Raw genomic sequence first — 19114 nt, 5'->3', positions numbered from 1 at the left:
GAGTTTGAAACGTTCTATACCAAGAACATTCTCCTCAACGAAGGTATCCGCGCTTGGATGGCACCGGCTGACCAACCCCACGAAAACTTTGAGTTCCCCGAAGAAGTTCTGCCTCGCGGTAACGCTCTGTAAGAGTCCATTGTCATTAGTAATTCGGCTGGAAATTCGATTTGACAAATGACAAAGTACAGACGTTCTGCCAGAACGTCTCTACTGACAAAGGACAATTGACTTGTAAAACAATACCCCTCACCTATGGACGGTGGGGGGTATTTTTACGCAGGCCGCTCTCAACCGATTAGAAATAATAATAAAATATTCAGCTAAAGCTAAGAAAATTAAATATTTAGTTTGATTTAGATAGCGGTTTTCAATTTTTCGAGCGTAGAGGCCGGTGTTTAAAAAGCTGTCAATTTGGCGAGCGAAGGGGCGGGGTTTTTAAAGGCTGTGTCTGGGATGCCGGTGCTTTTTAGAGTGAAGCAGCCTCTCCAAAAAACTGGGTTTGTTTGTCCGTACCTACATAGCTAAAAAAAGCCGGTGGCATTTTCTGGGCACTCCAGCAAAATCTTCAAAAAAATCAACAAAATTACCCAAAAACAACTTGTCACTCCAAAATCTTGTGCTAAAGTAAGAGATAGCTGAATCCAATAAGCAACAAACCGCTTAGGGAGAAAGGAGGTGATGCCTATGCCAGATAGTAGTAAACGCATGGGTCATCAGATTGAAGTAAGCCGGCTGTGCGCCGGGGCTGTTCTCTAACAGCGAGCCTAATTCCCTTCGGGGAAACTTAGGTTTCAGAAGTTAGGCGAGCTAGGAGTTCCTTCCGGCAGTCTGGTTCAATCTGAAGACCCCCTAGACCGCTCTCACATTGGTAATTTGGGATTAAACCCAAAAAACCCCGCGTGAGAGCGGATAGTTTTTTGAGGAAAAATTTTATGAAAACGCCCGACTGACTTAAAATAAAACTACACATTATGTTAGGCGTGGCGTGGGCTAAAAAATATGGATCAATTACTCCCAGAGGCTGAGATTCAAGAACGTGCCGCCCAGTTGTCCGGCTGGACAGTGGAGGGCAAACAATTAAACTGTCAAAGGGAATTTAAAGATTTTGTCGAAGCGATAGAATTTATTAATCGGTTGGTGGAACCGGCAGAACAAGCAGGACATCACCCAGACCTGGAAATTTCCTATAACAAAGTTACCATTCGCTTGAGCACTCACGATGCCGGTGGTTTAACAGAAGCAGACTTTAAACTAGCTCAGGTAATTGCTGAGATAGTTTGAGACAAGAGCAAAAATTGAAAGCAGGCTTTGTAGAAAAGTGAATTATCCCCAGATCGAGGTCATGGTGCTAAAAAACCAGGAACTTCAGGCAGGAGATGCCGAGAGAACAGAATTAATAGAGCAACTTTTGGATATTGGCGCCGCGTTATCCAGCAGTTACGATCTGGGAGAATTACTGAATTTAATTTTAACCAAAAGCAGAGAAATTACCTGTAGTGATGCCGGCAGCGTTTATTTAGTAGATGACAGCGACGGCAACCCAAAATTATTATTTAAAGTCGCTCAAAATGCCTCCCAGCCAAACGTATCATTTAGGGAATTTGCGATTCCCATGACAAGGCAAAGTCTGGCAGGCTATGTAGCAACAACCGGCCTGAGTTTAAACTTGGCAGATGCTTATAACTTGCCAAAAGAAGTGCCTTACCAGCTAGACAGAAGTTTTGACAGAGATATAGAATATCACACGCGCTCGGTGTTGGTTTTACCAATGCAAAATCGCTCAGGAGAAATCATGGGAGTTTTGCAACTAATTAACAGAAAAATAGCGCCGGATGTGGTGGTGACGGCAGAAAACGTCCTCGAAGTCACCCAACCTTACTCAACCTGGGAAGAAAGAATTATCCGTTCTTTGGCATCGCAGGCAGCAATCTCGATAGAAAGAAATCATTTACAAGAAAATATTCAAAACTTATTTGAGGGATTTGTAAAAGCTTCGGTGCAGGTAATAGAAGCACGAGATCCTTGTACATCGGGGCATTCCGAAAGAGTGGCAACGCTAACAGTTCGCCTCAGCCAAGAAGTTAGCAGCATCCACAACGGCCCCTTGAGAAGTATTTACTTTAATGATCGGCAAATTCAAGAACTGCGCTATGCAGCATTGTTGCATGATTTTGGCAAAGTCGGAGTCCCCGAAGCAATTTTAGTAAAACAAAAAAAACTGTATCCAGAACAGCTAGATGTGATTCGTCACCGCTTTGCTTTAGCACGGCGCACCGTAGAAATGGAGTACACCGAAAAAAAATTTAAGTACCTCGTGAGTGACATCAAGCACAGGAAAGATATTTTAAATGAAGGCTGTGCGCTTTGCACAGAAATAGAGCAACTAGACCAGCAGTTAAGCCGAGAAATTGACCGGCTCAATGATTACTGGAAACTGCTACTCGAAGCAAACGAGCCGCGCATTTTAGCCGAAGCCCCCCTCTCAGAACTGTCCGAGTTGTCGGGCTATACTTATCGAGATGTGGACGGAGAAATTAAACCGCTTATTTCGCCTGGTGAAATGGCACAACTATTAGTTCGCAAAGGCAACCTTACACCGGCAGAACGTTTAGCTATCGAGTCTCATGTTAGCCATACCTACGAATTTTTAAAGAGCATTCCTTGGACGAAGGATCTTAAAGACGTTGCTAAAATTGCTTACGGCCATCACGAAAAGCTCGATGGCACCGGCTATCCGCGCCGGTTAAAAAAAGAAGAAATTCCCATTCAAGCACAAATTCTGACAATCGCTGATATTTATGATGCCTTGACGGCTGGAGATAGGCCATACAAAAGAAATTTGCCGGTTGAGGCCGCTTTGCAAATTCTGCGCTATGAAGCCGGTCAAAATAAAATAAACGCCGACGTATTAGAGATATTTGAACAAAGACAAGTGTTTTCTGTGCTTGGGCATAGCTTAGAAGTAGAACTAGAATCAGCATAAACTCGCCGACAGCGTTTGCCTAGTTAGGGCGGATTAGAAGTAGGTCGAGAAAAGAACATATTGCCCAAACCAGAAAGCATCCAATATAAACCAGACGACAGAGTTAAATCAGTTTTTTGAAACAGCAGTGGCGATGACGCAAACCACATCAATGTGCTACCCTTATAACAACTTCATTAGCGACAGACTGGACAACCAGAAAGTAGCAATGACTCGGTGCTTGGCACGCCGATTGAGAAAACAGCTAAAAGCTCAATTCTCTAAAATCCCTTCTCCAGTTCAAGGAGCGGGAAATGCCAACTCCGGGTGAGTCGCCACTTTTAGAACATCCAAACTCATAGCTGGATGGGAAAAACGCTGGTTGTGTGGTAAACATAAAGACATAGCCTATTAATCTCTCAAAAAAAAAGGTGTGAGGAGAAGAGGGATGATGAATAAAATTTTGTTGAATACTCTACTGGTCAGCCCAGCCGTTTTAGGAGCGGCTTTAGCAGTGATGGGGCCGGTTTCGGCTGCAAACACAGCGGCAACTCCTGATCTGGGTACAAATCAAGCAACCGCGCAAAATCTGCCTTTAAACGTAGAGGCCGAATCGCCAAAGGTTGAGATGGCTTTAAGCGCAAGCCAACCGGCCATCGACACAAGCGCAGCAAAAGCTAATTCTCTGCTTGTGACGCCCGAACAAAGCGATCTCAAGGCAGTGACACCGGCATCAGCACCGGCACAGCTTGCCCAAACGCCGGTTAACAGCAACCCGGCACCGGCTCCGAATTTGCTGCAACAAATCAACAGATACAGCAAAGAAGGCGCGGCCAATAACTCAAACGGTCAGGTGACATCGGTTTCGCAGCTATCAGACGTGCAACCGACAGACTGGGCCTTCCAAGCCTTACAAAACCTTGTTGAGCGCTATAACTGTATTGCCGGTTATCCCGATGGCACGTTCCGGGGCAACCGGGCGATGACTCGTTATGAATTTGCAGCCGGTTTAAATGCTTGCTTAGAAAGAATTACCGAAATCATTCGGCCAAACGCTAACTTTGTCACCATAGAAGACTTAGCGGTACTCAACCGGCTGCTCGAAGAATTCCAAGCCGAACTGGCCACCCTGCGCGGTCGCGTGGATGCTTTGGAAGCTCGCACCCGCGAACTGGAAGAAAATCAATTTTCTACCACCACCAAACTCGTCGGTGAAGCAATTTTTGTCGGTACCGACTCAATTGGTGAGACCACTGATGTGCCGGCAGCCCAGCAACGGGTACGCCTGAACCTCAACACCAGTTTCACCGGCAAAGACTTGTTAATCACTCGTCTGCAAGTCGGTAACGCCACCCCCTTAGATGTAAACGGATTTTCCCGTGAAGGCACCCAAACCTTTAACGTCTTTGGCGACACCGGCAACTCGGTTAGACTGGACACTCTCGAATACTTCTTCCCCTTCAACGACAACATCGATGTTGTGATTGCAGCCAACCGGGGCCAGTGGGATGACTTTACCCCCACCGTCAACCCCTACATGGAAGACTTCGACGGCGGTAACGGCTCGATTTCTGCCTTTGGTCAACGTAACCCCATCTACCGTTTAGGCGGTGGTACAGGGATTGGCGCAAATATCCGCTTAGGCCGCACCAACATCTTAAACATCTTCAAACCAAGCTCGCTCACCATCGGCTACTTGGCCCCAAGAGGGTTTGATCCCAGAGCCAATGAAGGCGGTGGCGGCTTCTTCCGGGGTGATTACTCGGCATTGGCCCAGCTTAACTTTGCCGTTGGTAACGTTTCACTGGCTGCAACCTATATCCACTCCTACTTCCGCCCTGGCAACTTTGGCTTTGATAATGGCCTGGCCAACGGCTTAGGGACACCAGACAACCTTAACACCAGCGGGTTTGTGGGAACCAATTTCGCCAACAACTTTGCTGGTAACCCAGTCTCTGCTAACTCCTACGGTTTGCAAGCTTCGATGCAGCTTAGCCCCCGCTTTGGCCTTAGTGGCTGGGTTGGCATGACCGATGTAAACTTACTGCGGAGTGATCGTGGCTTTGGTCGTGGCACAGGCCGGATCTGGAACTATGCTGTTACCCTTGCCTTCCCTGATTTGTTCAAAGCCGGCAACTTGGGCGGTATCGTCTTAGGTGCTCAACCCTACATGACGAACTTTGACGTCGCTGGAGATAATAATCGCTACGACATCGATGGAGATAATATTCCCTGGCACGTTGAAGCTTTCTATAAGTACCAGATCAACGATAATATCTCCTTCACTCCGGGTGTGATTTGGCTGATTAACCCCAACCAAAACCTCAATGTGGGGGCGGAAGATGCTGTGATTGGTACACTACGCGCTACTTTCACGTTCTAAGCATTTTTAAATCTTATCTAGCGTAATGTAGAGACACGATTCGTCGTGTCTCTGCTTTTTTCGGGCTATTAAACCAATTTTGTCCTTTGTTGTTGGTCATTCGTAAAAAACAAAACAAATGACTTTTGACAAAGGACTTTTGACAAATGACAATAATCATCCAAACTCCGGTGGAGAACCGGGGTATAATAAAAATATACCCACCACCCTCAATAAACACCGTGCAGCTTTCATCCAAAAGCGAATACGCTCTCCTAGCTATGCTAGAGTTAGCCTCCCACTATAACGATGGGGAACCCCTGCAAATTCGTCAAATTGCAGCCCAGCAAAATATCCCTGACCGATATCTCGAACAACTCCTGGCCACCTTAAGACGCTGTGGCTTAATTCGCAGTCAGCGCGGTGCGAAAGGCGGTTATATTTTAGGCCGCGAACCCTGGAAAATTCCTTTGTGGGAAGTTATAGTCTGTATAGAAGGGTTGGAAACTCACAAATCTGATAATCTCGCCCCACCCAAAACCCTTGAAGGTGCAGTGGTTATGGATGTTTGGCAAGAAGTTCGCTCTCAGGCGAATGGTGTTTTGCAAAAATATACTTTGCAAGATTTGTGCGAAAAAAGAGATGCCCGCCGACAGATAGATATTATGTATTATATTTAGCTGGCAAAATTTAGCTTCGTAGAGAGTTTTTGGTGGCTCTGCTACTCTATCAAAAAGAACATGGGAGGGCTAGAACCCCTGAGTTTTAAGCAGGTTATGAAGCCCGACGCACGAGGCTTTAGCCTCCTGTTTCCATTTCATTTCTTAACACAAGACGGTCAATCGAGCCTTCTCTTCAAAGTAGTAATAGTCTTGTCTTTTTCTACTGTGTACAAGCATAACTTGTGTTTTCGCCTGTCAGATAATCTAATTCTCAAATAATTATTTTTGATGTGCGTTCACAACGTTGCTGCATATATGACAATATATTTCTCAGGAGGTGAAAACAAGTTGTACAAAACAATTCCAGTTAAGGCAAAGTTTACAGACGCAGAAAATGATTTTTGGCTTGACCAATGCAGTCATGCAAATAGCTTAATTAATTGTGCTGTTTATCATACTCGCAAAACTTATTACTCTCGATTGGAAGAAATGGATAATGCTTTCGCAACTTACTGGCGAGGGGATGATTTAAGGCATAGTTGGAAGGTTTATAAATCTCAAACAAATTATCTGGAACTAGACAAAGTTATGAAACAGAACCCACACTACAAATCATTAGCCGCACAAGCAGCCCAACAAACATTAAAATTAGTTGGTGAGTCAATTGCTAGTTACAACGGATTGGTCAATGCTTATTATAAAGGAGAAGTGGATAAGCCTTCGTTACCTAAGTACAGAAAGAGAGGAGGATTAGCAGCATTAACTTTCCCTCGTCAAGCACTTAACTACCGGGATGGTCTTTTTTATCCTTCCATTAGTAGGGAGACTAAGCCTGAATTAATTAGCGAAGTTAAATTGTTTTTACCGTAATTTATAGATCCTGATTGGGTAAAGGAGGTAACAATCCGTCCTTATTACGGTGAATTTTGGGTTGACTGGGTGATTGATGATGGGAAGGAACCGATTAAGCACAATCCTAACCTCGACTACTCTCAGGCTTGGGGATTTGATCACGGCGGAACCAATTGGCTAACGGGAGTTTCAACTCTGGGTAAGAGTCTCATCATTGATGGCAGAAAACTTAAATCAATCAATCAGGGTTATTGTCGATTGGTGGCTAAGTACAAACAAGGAAAGTCAGAGCTTTACTGGGATTCCAGCCTTGACAGAGTACAACGCCGACGCAATAACCAAATGCGTGATGCCATTAATAAAGCTGCTAGATTCATTATTAACCGTTGTTTAAATGACCGTGTTGGAAACTTAATCATTGGATGGAATAAAGGACAAAAGAATTGCTCCCAGATGAGTAAGCGTAATAATCAAAACTTTGTTTTAATACCGACTGGGAGATTAATCGAACGACTCAAACATCTTTGTAACGAATATGGAATTGTTTTTATCCTAACCGAGGAAGCGAATACTTCTAAAGCGTTCTACTTGGATGGCGATACCCTCTACAAGCATGGTGAGAAACCCGCAGGATGGGAAGCGTCAGGTAAAAGAGTAGAGCGTGGTTTGTATAAGACAGCTAAAGGGAAAGTTATCTCAGCAGATGCTCAAGCAGCAGCAAATATTATGAGAAAAGTAGCCATACAGCTAGGCATTAGCCTAGCCGAGGTGGGTAGGGGATGCTTGACAGTCCCGCAACGATTTGATTTGTTTACTAAAATGAGCAAATCATATCGTCAAAAGACGTTACGTCGTGTGGCTAAAGCCCACGAAGCAATAAACTTTTTAGAATCCCCTGTGCTTCTAGGCAGGGGAGATGTCAAAATTAACGTTGTTCCCTAATTACAGCACTTCTCGTGACCATAACTCCCATCTCACCCAACTTAAACCAACGACCCGACAGCCTTGGCAGATTTGGCCAGTTTGGCGGTAAATACGTTCCTGAAACTTTGATGCCGGCTCTGGCAGAACTTGAAACTGCTTATTACCAATACCGCAAAGACCCGGATTTTCAACAAGAATTACAAGAACTTTTACGCGATTATGTAGGCCGGCCCAGTCCCCTTTACTTTGCTGAACGCCTCAGCGAAAACTACCGCCGGCCCGACTGCCAACCGCAAATTTACCTGAAACGCGAAGACCTCAACCACACCGGCGCTCACAAAATTAATAACGCTTTGGCCCAAGCTTTGCTGGCAAAACGCATGGGTAAACAGCGCGTTATTGCCGAAACCGGCGCCGGTCAGCATGGAGTCGCCACTGCCACCGTCTGCGCTCGCTTTGGCATACAGTGTGTTATTTATATGGGCGTACATGATATGGAACGCCAATCGCTGAATGTATTTCGGATGCGCTTGATGGGAGCAGAAGTGAGGCCGGTTTCATCCGGCACCGGCACCCTCAAAGATGCCACCTCCGAAGCCATCCGCGACTGGGTAACAAACGTTGAAGACACCCATTATATCCTTGGTTCCGTTGCCGGCCCCCACCCCTACCCGATGATTGTTAGAGATTTTCACGCCATTATCGGCGAAGAAACCCGCGCCCAAAGTCTCGAAAAATGGGGCGGAGTGCCTGATATTCTCATGGCTTGTGTAGGTGGCGGTTCTAATGCAATGGGGCTGTTTCACGAATTTGTCGGCGACACAAGTATCCGCCTGATTGGGGTGGAAGCTGCCGGCCTAGGCGTCAACACCGGCAAACACGCCGCTACTCTCACACATGGCCGCGTCGGTGTGCTACATGGTGCTATGAGTTATCTACTTCAAGATGACGACGGGCAGGTGATTGAACCGCATTCCATTAGTGCCGGTTTAGACTATCCAGGGGTAGGGCCAGAACATAGCTATTTAAAAGACTTGGGACGGGCTGAATATTACAGCGTGACTGATGAGGAAGCTTTGGCTGCTTTTCAACGCCTTTCTAAACTAGAAGGCATTATTCCGGCGCTGGAAACATCTCACGCCATTGCTTATTTAGAAACTCTTTGCCCCCAATTAACCGGCTCTCCCCGCATTGTTATTAACTGCTCAGGTCGGGGTGACAAAGACGTGCAAACTGTGATTAAATTTCTCACTCCTAGCTAATTGTTAAAATGGGGAAGTAACAGGTTTGAGCGGCCAATACTTTGCAAGACAAACTAAATTCTATTCCCAGCCAAATTTCCCCCGCCTCTGAGACTTTACCGGGGGAGCAAAATGTAGTTAAAAAAAACCTAACCCCCCGGCCTTTTTCCTTGGAAAATAAGGGAGAAGAAAGGCTTATTTGTCTTAAAAATATAGGGGTGAGGCCAGAGTTCAATCACAGCCAACACCCTCAGCAAAATCAGCGATGGAAAAAGCATTTTTATTTAATGTTGCCGGTGACTTTGTTGTGTTTAAGCTTGGGTACAGCGGGGTGTGTGGTTGTGCTAGATGAGAAGAATTTTCCTAAACTACCTAACTCGACTGTAGCCCCTCCCCCGCCTCATAAATCCATAAACCCTACAACTTTAGAAAGAGCGATTCACGAACAAGTAAATCAATACCGGCTCTCTCAGAATTTACCGCCGTTAAAACTTGATCCTAATATTATTGCTGTTGCCAGAGTACACAGCCAAGCAATGGCAAGCGGACGGGCAACATTTAGCCACGATGGTTTTGATCAGCGAGTGGAAGAAATCTCTCGTTGGATAGATTATCGAAGTGCTGGCGAAAATTTAGCATATAATTTTGGCTACAGCGACCCCGGAAAACAAGCTGTGGTCGGGTGGATCAAAAGTCCGGGCCACAGAAAGAATATGGTGGGAAATTTTGATTTAACCGGCATTGGTGTTGCACAAAATGCCAAAGGAGAGTATTACTTTACTCAGCTTTTTATTCGTCAGCGATAATTATGGACTTAGATAGGTTTCAGGTTTATGACCGCGATTTACCGGATAGCGTACTCGCAGAATATTTGGTTGGGGATGGATTAGCTGTTGATACCGAAACAATGGGATTACTGCCTTGGCGAGATCGTTTGTGTTTGGTGCAGTTATGTAACTCAGAAGGTCGTGTTACAGTGGTTCGGATTGGCAGAGGTCAAAGACACGCTACAAATTTAAAAATGCTTTTGGAAGCGGAAACGGTGCTGAAAGTTTTTCACTTTGCCCGCTTTGATATGGCGACTTTGCGTTACCATCTGGATATAAAAGTGGCACCTGTTTTTTGTACCAAAATGGCGAGTAAACTGGCGAGAACTTATACTCAAAAACACGGGCTTAAAGAGGTTGTGCAAGAGTTAGAAAAAGTTGAATTAGATAAAACTGCTCAGAGTTCTGATTGGGGAAATGCAGCCAATCTTTCAGACGTACAGCTTAGTTATGCGGCAAATGATGTGCGTTATTTATTGCCGGTGCAGCAAAAGTTAAAAGTTATGCTGGAACGCGAGGAACGCTGGCAACTGGCCCAGGATTGCTTTAATTGTTTGCCGGTGTTCGTGTCCCTAGATTTAATGCAATACAAAGATATTTTTGAGCATTAATATATAGCTTGGTTAAGCAATTTTTCCCAAACTTAAAAACCCGTTTTCCTAAAGAAACCGGGTTTTTGAATAGGCCAAAATTTAATTAAACATCGCGCGATTGAGTGTCTGCGTGGTGTTTGATTTGAGCGGCTGTATTGTAAGCAGAAGGGCTGGGGGGCTGTCTGTCTTCGTTAGCGCCTTCGGTGGAACCGGCAATGGCTCTCCAAGCATCTAAACCGCCGCGTAATTCAGCTACACTTGTAAAACCGGCTTCGCGTAGCAAACTTGCAGCTTGAGCGGTTTGCTCGTCGCTTTCACCATAAACGTAAATGTCTCGGCTTGGTTCCAAGCTGGATTGTGCCCGCTCGACGAGTTCATCAATAGGCATACACATGGCACCCAAAAGGCGAGCTTGGTTGAAGGTAGCACGCTCACGGACGTCTAAAATAGTTAAAGCAGGTTCGCCCCATTCCAAGCGAGCTTTCAAATCGTGAGCCGAAGATATGGCTTTTAACTTGGGAGGTGTGGGAGTAATATCAGGTAGGGCATCTTTTGCTTTTGAAATTGCGTCTGAAATATTCGACATGGGAATTTCTCTTTTCTCTACGTTATTGGCAATATAACAAGCCATTTCAGGCCAAAGGATCTTTCTAGGGAGAGAACTGTTTAACTATCTTTGGGCATAATAAATTGGGAAGCGTTGATTGTTTAGAGTCACAAACTCACGCACCATCAATCAGAAAAAACATCAAAAGCTTTTATTCAATGTATTTTTTAAGGAAAAATTTTTAATAACGTGCTTGGCTAAAAATTACTTGTGAGTTATTTTGATTAAATCACTGATGACGAATATGATCTCTGTTGTCCCAAAAACCGCTTATATGCAGCGCATCGAATCTTTGCCGGCTGATGTTTGTTCCTTAATCGCTGCCGGTGAGGTGATAGACTCGCTGGCGGCGGTGGTGCGAGAATTGGCGGAAAATGCCCTCGATGCCGGTGCAACGCGGATTATGATTGGTGTTTGGCCGGAACAGTGGCGCGTCCGCTTGGCTGATAATGGCACCGGCATGGACTTAGAAAACTTGCAAAAATGCGCCCGTGCCCATACCACCAGCAAAATTCATAACAGGGAAGACTTATGGAAAATCAAGAGTTTAGGTTTTCGTGGTGAAGCTTTGCATAGTTTAGCGCAATTGTCAAGCCTGGAAATTTGCAGTCGGGTGAGTGGCGAGGCGGGGTGGCGGGTATTTTATAACAATTTGGGGGAAGCTTTAGAAACAGAACCGGCAGCAATTGCTCCTGGTACAATTGTCACGGTTTCTGATTTATTTGGCAATTGGCAAGCACGCCGAGCCGGTTTACCCACGCCTGCTCAACAGTTGCGAGCAGTGCAATTAATGGTACATAATTTAGCCTTGTGTTATCCGGGGGTAATGTGGCAAATTGAACAAAACGAACGCCGGTGCATGAGCCTTAGTCCGGGGGTTAATTCTCAGCATATTGCAGCGCAATTGTTGCGGGATGTGAAATTACAAGATTTGCAATATCACGAAGTAGAATTAGGGCAAAATCAAGGTTTAGAAATTGTAATTGGTTTGCCAGATCGCTGTCACCGACACCGTTTAGATTGGGTAAAATTTGCCATCAATGGCCGGTTAGTAAAAAACCCAGAAATTGAGCAAACTTTGCTTACTTGTTTTGCGAGAACTTTACCAAGAGATCGCTATCCCGTATGTTTTTTACATTTGCGAGTTTCTCCAGAACAAATAGACTGGAACCGGCACCCTGCGAAGGCAGAAATTTATTTACATAATATGGCAGAATGGCAGGCGGCGATAGCATCAGGAATTGCTGAAGCTTTGCAGTTAAGTAATAGTCATCAACCAGAGGCCGGTCAACAAAAAGTCGGAAAATTATTAAAAGCTTCCGAACAAAAAGGCGGGTATGCTGTTAATCGTTCTATTGAACCGGCACCCAAAGAAAGTATCTCTGAACGTTTACAACTGCGAGCAGTTGCCCAAATTCATAATACCTATATTTTAGCTGAACATCCGACTGGTTTGTGGTTAATAGAACAACACATTGCCCATGAGAGAGTTTTGTATGAAGAAATTTGCGAACGATGGCGATTGATTAATTTAGAAAAGCCGGTTATTTTAAACCAATTATCGGAGACGCAATTGGAAAATTTACAAAAAATTGGCATAGAAATAGACCCTTTTGGCGACCAACTGTGGGCCGCAAGAAAAGCGCCTGAGATGTTAGCAAGTCGAGATGATTGTGCGGAGGCAATTTTAGAAATTTCTCAAGGTGATTTGCAAGCGGCACAAGTCGCAACCGCTTGTCGTAGCGCCATTCGCAACGGTACAACGCTCTCGTTAGCCGAAATGCAAATATTAATTGAAAGATGGCAAAATACAAAAAATCCCCGCACTTGTCCGCACGGAAGACCGATTTATTTAGCTTTAGAAGAAACGGCACTTTCTCGATTTTTCCGCCGGCATTGGGTTTTGGGAAAAAGTCATGGAATTTAAGGAGGGCTGGCAATTACAGCAATCATAATAATCGCAGGCGGGACGCCTGCGCCACTCTGGACACTTACATTTATTTATCATTGGAAAAGATGGGAGGAAATGAGGTATTTATGAAAGTGATAATTTTAGGGATAAGTTGTTTGTTGATGTCGGGTTTTTGGGGTATGCCGGCTAGTGCAGAAAATTCGGAACATCTGGAAAAATTACTTAAAACCAATGAATGTATTAAATGTGATTTAAAAGGGGCAAATTTGAAAGGAAAAAATTTAAAAGGAGCGAATTTAAGCGAAGCAAACTTAAGTGAAGCCGATTTAACAAATGCTGATTTACGTTCAGCAAACCTGAAAAACACTCAACTGCAAAACACAACCTTAGTCGAGGCAAATTTAGAAAAGGCTAATTTAGAAAATGCCAAAATGCGAGACGCAAAAATGAGAAATGCAAAACTGCGAGGTGCAAACCTGAATTATGCGAGAATGCGCGGGGTGAGGTTGCGGGGTGCAGACTTGCGAGAAACAAAATTAGCGGCAACTTTTTTAAATGAAGCGATTTTGATGGAAGCTAATTTAAGGTTAGCAAATATGACTGGGGCTGATTTAACCGGCAGCAAATTAAATCAAGCAAATTTAGATTCGGTAAACTTACAAAATGCTAACCTAACAAATGCTGATTTAACAGGAGTTTTTCTCAATGATGCAGATATGAGAGGCGCAAACCTCACCAACGCCAACCTCACCGGCGCACAATTAGTATCTGTGGGTTTAGTTTCGGCAAAATTAAATAATGCTAACCTGACATCTACAAATTTAACTCGTGCAAATTTCAGTTATGCAGATTTATCGGAGGCGAAGTTAAACAACGCTAATTTAACGAAAGCTATTTTCAGTTTAGCAAAATTAATCAAAGCAGATTTAACAGGTGCAAGACTGCAAAATACTTATCTTTATAAAGCAAATTTATTTCACGCAAACCTCACCGGCGCGAATTTAGAAGGAGCAAATTTAGTACAAGCAAACCTCATTGATGCGAATATGACGGGGGTAAATTTGGCCGGTGCTAATTTAACGGATGCGAATTTACCCAAACCTTAAAATTAAAGTTTTGGAAATGGTTAGCGCCGCGCCTGTAAAAGCAAATGGGACAAAATCTTTGCAATATTGTAAGCATCATCAACTCCCCGGTGATGGGTTCCTTCTAGGGGTAAATTCAAATACTCTAAAGCCGCCACCATTCCCAGTTCTTTTGGCAAAGCATAAACGAGAGCAAACAGGGTTTTTACGTTGATATGTCTGGGATTGAAAGGATAGGGAACTAAACGAGATTCGCATTGTTTAAGGAATTGTTTTCTGTCATAGTCACCATAACTTGCCCAGACGCAATCTTTAGAGTGATATTTTCGTTTTAAAATCTTACAAGCGTCTGCAAAAGTGATGCCTTTCTCGACTTGTTTTTGAGTTAAAGTTGTTAATTCTGTGCAAAATTTACTCACTGTTGAAAGTTCAGGCTTTATGAGTATGCTTTGACGATCAACCGGCTTCCCAGAGGCGATATCCAGCGTACAAATTCCTATTTCTATAATTTCGTTTTCTTCGTTGGGTGGGGGTGCAGTTTCCCAGCAAGTTGCTTCGATGTCGATAACAAGAATTGTGTTGAGGTTTTTTGACATAGTTTTCGGCAAGTAAGAAGAGGTTTCTGAAATAATTTTAGTTAAAATTTCATCAACCCTGAAAAATTCAGTTTCAAATAGCACATCAGCGTTCATCCGCGTACGCACGAAGTGCAGGCTACGCCTAACATCTGCGGTTAAAAATCCACCCCATCCCCGCCAAACCCAACAAAACCGGCACCAACCAATCGCCCCACCGCACATACAAAGTTTGACTATTTCGGCGGTAAATAACATCAGAATGAACCTCAAAACTATTAATACCAGAAAGCCAAATAGTATTACCATGAGGATCAACAATACCCGAATAGCCGGTATTAGTTGATCTTACCGCCCAACGATCAGTTTCAATTGCCCGCATCACATCCTGTGCGTGGTGTTGCGCCGGCATAGTTTCCGCATAATGAGCATTATTAGAAGCAGTCAAAATAAACTGCCCACCCAAAGCAGCTTGGCGGCGAAAATGTTCCGCAAAAGCAGACTCATAACATATTCCCATAATCGCCCTACCAAACGGCGTATCAAACACCTGATTTGAACTTCCCGCCGCCATGTGAGCATCCAAAGGAGAAAGCCGATCAATCAACTTGCCTAAAACATTTTCAAAAGGAATATATTCCCCCAAAGGAACCAATTTAACCTTATTATACCGGCTAAAAGCCTCCCCATTTCCCATCACCGTAAACAAACTATTCGTATAACTTAAACCCTGTTCACCAAACGCCCCCAACCACAGCACAACTTTCTTATCTAAAACCGCCTTAAAAATCGGTGCATTTTTCAAATCATCAAAATAGTAGGGCAAAGCACCTTCAGGCGTTAAAACCGCATCTACCCCCCTCAGAGCTAATTCTTGATAACCCTTCGTATAGTTATCCATAGCCCGATTTTTACCCTTCTCAAAAAGCTTAATCGTATTCGGAATATTGCCTTGAATAATCCCCACCTTCAACGCCATTTCTGACGGTGTTGCCACCGGCTGCAAATAAATCCCCAAACCAGTCAAATGTAGCAAAACCAAAATACCACCCGCCACCACCAAATCACGGCGCATCTTGGCTTTTTTATCCCACTTCATCAACCCTTCCGCAATCAAACCATTAACCGCAACAATCGCCGCCGTAATTGCAGTGGGCCCCCCAATCTTTCCTAACTGCAAAATCAGCAAATTATGCGGACTTTGCGTATAAGAAAGCGAAGTCCACCAAAGCGGGCCACTACTCCAAACAGCCTCCAAAAAACACCATAAAGCCGTCCCCGTCAACACCCACAACCAACCCGAAACTTTAGGCTTTTTCTTAACAATTAACCTTAGACAAAAAGCCCAAAATGTAACTAAAGCCGCCCCCCAAAACGTAATAAAAACCCAGCAAAAAAAAGCAATAGCCAAACTAGCCAACCAAGGCACACCCATCCAAGTCATCGGATGAATGCCAGTAATCCAAAACAAAGCCACCCCATGATAACCAAAAGCCCAAAGCAAAGGAAGCAAAACAAAAAACTTCCACCCTTTTTCCGCCTGCCGTTTCACACAAACCCATAAAGGAACAAGAGCAACCCAAGCCAGCGGCCAAGCCTCCACCGGCGAAGTTGTCACTCCCATTAAAACCCCCCCAAAAAAGGGAAGTAAAAAGTAAAAAACAGACATCCCTACATTTTTACTCCCCAACTTAAACATCATCAAACCTCTTGCAAAAGCCCATAAACTCATCCTATTTATCTGCGTTTATCTGCGTTCATCTGCGGTTAATAAAAAAAGCTATAGACTTTTGCAAAAAACCTATTCTGCCACCTCTTCCTCCTCACCATTAGAAGGAGGAACCAAAGCCACAGCAGCAATAGCATCATCCTCATCCAAACGCTGCACCCGGACACCAGTTCCGCTGCGAGATTGAGGAGAAATAGCATTAACCGCTTGACGAATAATAATCCCGCGACTTGTCACCATCATCAACTCATCGCCCTCATTTACCACCCGCAAAGCAGCTAACTGATCGCCACTGCGACGAGACTTAAACTTAGTAGCAATTACCCCCTTACCGGCCCGATTTTGTAAGCGGAATTGCGAGAAAGGAACACGTTTCCCATAGCCGCCGGTAGTAATCACCAAAATCCACAATCCCTGCTGAGTATTCAAATCAGCTTCTTGTTCTGTGATTTCAGATTCTTCGCCAATAGCCTCTATTTCCAAAGCATTGGTTTCCGTTTCTTCCACCACAGCATCTATCTCTTCATCATCCTCAATTTCCGCCTCTTCATTCGACGTTTGAGCGAGGTTAGCAATGAGTGAGCCGGGCAAAATATCCATGCTAATCAATTCATCATCCTTGGCGAATTTCATGGACTTAACACCCCGCGCCGTGCGTCCCGTTGGTCGCAACTGAGCACCATCAGCTTTAAAATGAATAGCCATACCCTTACGAGTGCCGATAATAATACTATCCTCGGCTCGCGCAAGGCGTACCCAACGCAATTGATCGCCCTCTTCCAAAGAAATAGCAATTAACCCATTAGCGCGGATATTGCTAAAAGCAGAAAGCACAGTTTTCTTAATAAAACCGGCCTTCGTGAGCATAATCAAATACTCATCCTCGCTAAACTGACTAACCGCCACCATTGAGGTAATTTTTTCTGTTACCGGAATTGGCAACATCTGCACAATAGCAGTACCGCGAGCAGTCCGTGAACCGGTCGGAATTTGATAAGCACTAATCGAGTAAACAACACCCCGATCACTAAAGAATAAAACCGTGTCGTGGTCGCAACAAGTCAAGAAATGCTCAACACCATCATCCTCTTTCATTTTGTTGCCGGCTTTGCCACGAGTGCCCCGGTTTTGAGCCTCAAAAGTGCTGACCGGCATCCGCTTGATATAGCCTTGTTCTGTTAACAAAATCAAAGCCTTTTCATTAGCAATTAAATCCGTTTCATCTATCTCACCTTCGGCGTGCTGAATTTCAGTTCGACGGGGGGTAGCAAATTTTGTTTTAATCTCCAGCGCTTCGCTTTCAATAATTTGCAAAATCCGTTCACGCCGTGCCAAAATATCGCGCAAATCAGCAATTTGCTCTTGCAAATCTTCGTGTTCTTTGCGTATTTTCTCAGCTTCCAAAGCCGTCAGCCGGCGCAATTGCATTTGTAAAATTGCATCGGCTTGTTGTTCGGAAAGACCGTAATCGGTTATTAATTCTTGTTTAGCAGTGGCCGTATCAGCCGCATGGCGAATCAGGCGAATAATTGCATCCAAATTTGCCAGAGCAATTAACAAACCCTGCAATAAATGATCCCTTTCTTCAGCTTTTCTCAGTTCATGTTCGGTGCGGCGGGTAATCGTTACAACCCGGAAATCTAAGAAAACAGTGAGGAAATCTTTAATGGTTAGAGTTTGGGGTTCCGCATTCACCAACGCCAGCATATTTGCGCCAAAATTGCTTTGCAGAGGCGTTTGCTTATAGAGGTTATTCAGCACCACGCGGGGGTAAGCATCGCGTTTTAATTCGATGACAATTCGCATTCCATCGCGGTCACTTTCATCCCGAATATCTGCAATACCTTCCAGGCGTTTTTCATTCACCATTTCGGCAATTTTTTCAATTAACGCCGCTTTGTTGGTTTGATAGGGTAATTCAGTGATGATGATTGCTTCGCGGTCGGGCCGGTTGCGGTGTTCAACGGTTTCGATAGTGGCGACGCCGCGCATGGTGATCGAACCGCGTCCGGTGGTGTAGGCATCACGGATACCGCCCACGCCTAAAATTAAACCGCCGGTGGGGAAGTCTGGGCCCGGAATGTGCTGCATTAACTGCTGGTTGGTAATTTCCGGGTTGTGGATCACCGCCACTAAACCGTCTACCAGTTCGCTGAGGTTGTGGGGGGGGATGTTGGTCGCCATCCCGACGGCGATCCCAGAGGAACCGTTGAGCAACAGTTGGGGAATGCGGGCCGGCAAGACAACGGGCTCTTGTTGGGAACCGTCAAAGTTATCGGCAAAATCAACGGTTTCCGAGTCGATGTCTCGTAACATCGCGTCGCTGGCCAGCGTTTGTAAACGGCATTCCGTGTAACGCATGGCTGCCGGTGGGTCATTGTCGATGCTGCCAAAGTTGCCGTGTCCGTTGATCAGGGGGGAGCGCATGGAAAAGTCTTGCGCCATCCGTACTAGGGCATCGTACACCGCCGTGTCCCCGTGTGGATGGTATTTACCCAGCACTTCCCCCACGACGCGAGCGCATTTACGAAAGGGGCGATCAGGGCTTAAGCCTAATTCGTGCATAGCGTAGAGGATGCGCCGGTGTACGGGTTTCAGACCATCCCTGGCATCTGGCAGCGCTCGTCCTACGATTACGCTCATCGCGTATTCCAGATAGGACTGCTGCATCTCGTGGCGTAGATCCGTTGGGATAATCCGCTCGGAGGAATAGGTCATACTGGGCTAAACTCCAAAAAATTGTGAGGATTTTGCTGGTATAATTCAAAAAATGCTGGAAG

At 44.8% G+C, this 19114-nt stretch carries 13 protein-coding genes and 2 pseudogenes; 11 read left to right on the top strand and 4 right to left on the bottom strand.

Going from position 1 to position 19114, the window contains the following annotated elements:
* From NG798_RS23475 to NG798_RS23435, 9 genes and pseudogenes are all read left to right on the top strand, one after another.
* A pseudogene (locus NG798_RS23475) lies at positions 1-132 on the top strand (photosystem II D2 protein (photosystem q(a) protein)); the annotation flags it as partial.
* Between the two features lie 870 nt (positions 133-1002).
* Positions 1003-1284 carry a 4a-hydroxytetrahydrobiopterin dehydratase gene (locus NG798_RS23470; RefSeq protein WP_261226141.1) on the top strand — a complete coding sequence of 94 codons (282 nt, stop codon included), beginning with the start codon at positions 1003-1005 and terminating at the stop codon, positions 1282-1284.
* Positions 1285-1345: 61 nt separating this feature from the next.
* On the top strand, positions 1346-2986 hold the full coding sequence (locus tag NG798_RS23465) for an HD-GYP domain-containing protein (protein ID WP_261226140.1): 1641 nt from the start codon (positions 1346-1348) through the stop codon (positions 2984-2986).
* 427 nt (positions 2987-3413) lie between these two features.
* Positions 3414-5348: an iron uptake porin gene (locus tag NG798_RS23460; RefSeq protein WP_317619632.1), complete on the top strand. Its 1935-nt coding sequence runs from the start codon at positions 3414-3416 to the stop codon at positions 5346-5348.
* Positions 5349-5569: 221 nt separating this feature from the next.
* Positions 5570-6007, top strand: coding sequence for an Rrf2 family transcriptional regulator (locus tag NG798_RS23455; RefSeq protein ID WP_261226144.1), 438 nt, complete (start codon positions 5570-5572; stop codon positions 6005-6007).
* Positions 6008-6337: 330 nt separating this feature from the next.
* Positions 6338-7783 (top strand): annotated as a pseudogene (locus NG798_RS23450) (RNA-guided endonuclease InsQ/TnpB family protein).
* Positions 7784-7797: 14 nt separating this feature from the next.
* Positions 7798-9027: a tryptophan synthase subunit beta gene (trpB, locus tag NG798_RS23445; protein WP_261226139.1), complete on the top strand. Its 1230-nt coding sequence runs from the start codon at positions 7798-7800 to the stop codon at positions 9025-9027.
* 41 nt (positions 9028-9068) lie between these two features.
* The gene (locus tag NG798_RS23440) at positions 9069-9812 is read left to right on the top strand and encodes a CAP domain-containing protein (protein WP_317619631.1); all 744 of its coding nucleotides are present in this window, start codon (positions 9069-9071) and stop codon (positions 9810-9812) included.
* A 2-nt stretch (positions 9813-9814) separates the two neighbouring features.
* Positions 9815-10444: a ribonuclease H-like domain-containing protein gene (locus NG798_RS23435; protein WP_261226138.1), complete on the top strand. Its 630-nt coding sequence runs from the start codon at positions 9815-9817 to the stop codon at positions 10442-10444.
* A gap of 85 nt (positions 10445-10529) precedes the next feature.
* Here the strand turns inward: NG798_RS23435 and NG798_RS23430 are convergent, their stop codons facing one another.
* Positions 10530-11012, bottom strand: coding sequence for a rhodanese-like domain-containing protein (locus NG798_RS23430; RefSeq protein ID WP_261226137.1), 483 nt, complete (start codon positions 11010-11012; stop codon positions 10530-10532).
* Between the two features lie 265 nt (positions 11013-11277).
* Between NG798_RS23430 and mutL the strand changes: the two genes are divergently transcribed.
* Both mutL and NG798_RS23420 read left to right on the top strand, forming a co-directional pair.
* Positions 11278-12960 carry a DNA mismatch repair endonuclease MutL gene (mutL, locus tag NG798_RS23425; protein ID WP_261226136.1) on the top strand — a complete coding sequence of 561 codons (1683 nt, stop codon included), beginning with the start codon at positions 11278-11280 and terminating at the stop codon, positions 12958-12960.
* A 110-nt stretch (positions 12961-13070) separates the two neighbouring features.
* Entirely contained in the window at positions 13071-14051 is a 981-nt protein-coding gene (locus NG798_RS23420; RefSeq protein ID WP_261226135.1) for a pentapeptide repeat-containing protein, read from the top strand.
* Between the two features lie 20 nt (positions 14052-14071).
* Here the strand turns inward: NG798_RS23420 and NG798_RS23415 are convergent, their stop codons facing one another.
* From NG798_RS23415 to gyrA, 3 genes are all read right to left on the bottom strand, one after another.
* Positions 14072-14626: a 3'-5' exonuclease gene (locus NG798_RS23415; protein ID WP_261226134.1), complete on the bottom strand. Its 555-nt coding sequence runs from the start codon at positions 14624-14626 to the stop codon at positions 14072-14074.
* Positions 14627-14750: 124 nt separating this feature from the next.
* On the bottom strand, positions 14751-16337 hold the full coding sequence (gene lnt, locus NG798_RS23410; RefSeq protein WP_317619630.1) for an apolipoprotein N-acyltransferase: 1587 nt from the start codon (positions 16335-16337) through the stop codon (positions 14751-14753).
* Positions 16338-16406: 69 nt separating this feature from the next.
* Entirely contained in the window at positions 16407-19052 is a 2646-nt protein-coding gene (gyrA, locus tag NG798_RS23405) for a DNA gyrase subunit A (protein ID WP_261226133.1), read from the bottom strand.
* Positions 19053-19114: the final 62 nt, after the last annotated feature.

It is taken from the genome of Ancylothrix sp. D3o (assembly GCF_025370775.1).
Lineage (GTDB): Bacteria > Cyanobacteriota > Cyanobacteriia > Cyanobacteriales > Oscillatoriaceae > Ancylothrix.
This window is presented reverse-complemented; position numbering and strand designations above follow the sequence as displayed.

Excerpts from the sequence above, each read along its gene's own strand:
- NG798_RS23415 (WP_261226134.1), bottom strand. The coding sequence starts at position 14,626 with ATGTCAAAAAACCTCAACACAATTCTTGTTATCGACATCGAAGCAACT.
- lnt (WP_317619630.1), bottom strand. The coding sequence starts at position 16,337 with ATGAGTTTATGGGCTTTTGCAAGAGGTTTGATGATGTTTAAGTTGGGG.
- NG798_RS23430 (WP_261226137.1), bottom strand. The coding sequence starts at position 11,012 with ATGTCGAATATTTCAGACGCAATTTCAAAAGCAAAAGATGCCCTACCT.
- mutL (WP_261226136.1), top strand. The coding sequence starts at position 11,278 with ATGATCTCTGTTGTCCCAAAAACCGCTTATATGCAGCGCATCGAATCT.
- NG798_RS23465 (WP_261226140.1), top strand. The coding sequence starts at position 1,346 with ATGGTGCTAAAAAACCAGGAACTTCAGGCAGGAGATGCCGAGAGAACA.
- gyrA (WP_261226133.1), bottom strand. The coding sequence starts at position 19,052 with ATGACCTATTCCTCCGAGCGGATTATCCCAACGGATCTACGCCACGAG.
- NG798_RS23470 (WP_261226141.1), top strand. The coding sequence starts at position 1,003 with ATGGATCAATTACTCCCAGAGGCTGAGATTCAAGAACGTGCCGCCCAG.
- NG798_RS23435 (WP_261226138.1), top strand. The coding sequence starts at position 9,815 with ATGGACTTAGATAGGTTTCAGGTTTATGACCGCGATTTACCGGATAGC.
- NG798_RS23420 (WP_261226135.1), top strand. The coding sequence starts at position 13,071 with ATGAAAGTGATAATTTTAGGGATAAGTTGTTTGTTGATGTCGGGTTTT.
- NG798_RS23460 (WP_317619632.1), top strand. The coding sequence starts at position 3,414 with ATGATGAATAAAATTTTGTTGAATACTCTACTGGTCAGCCCAGCCGTT.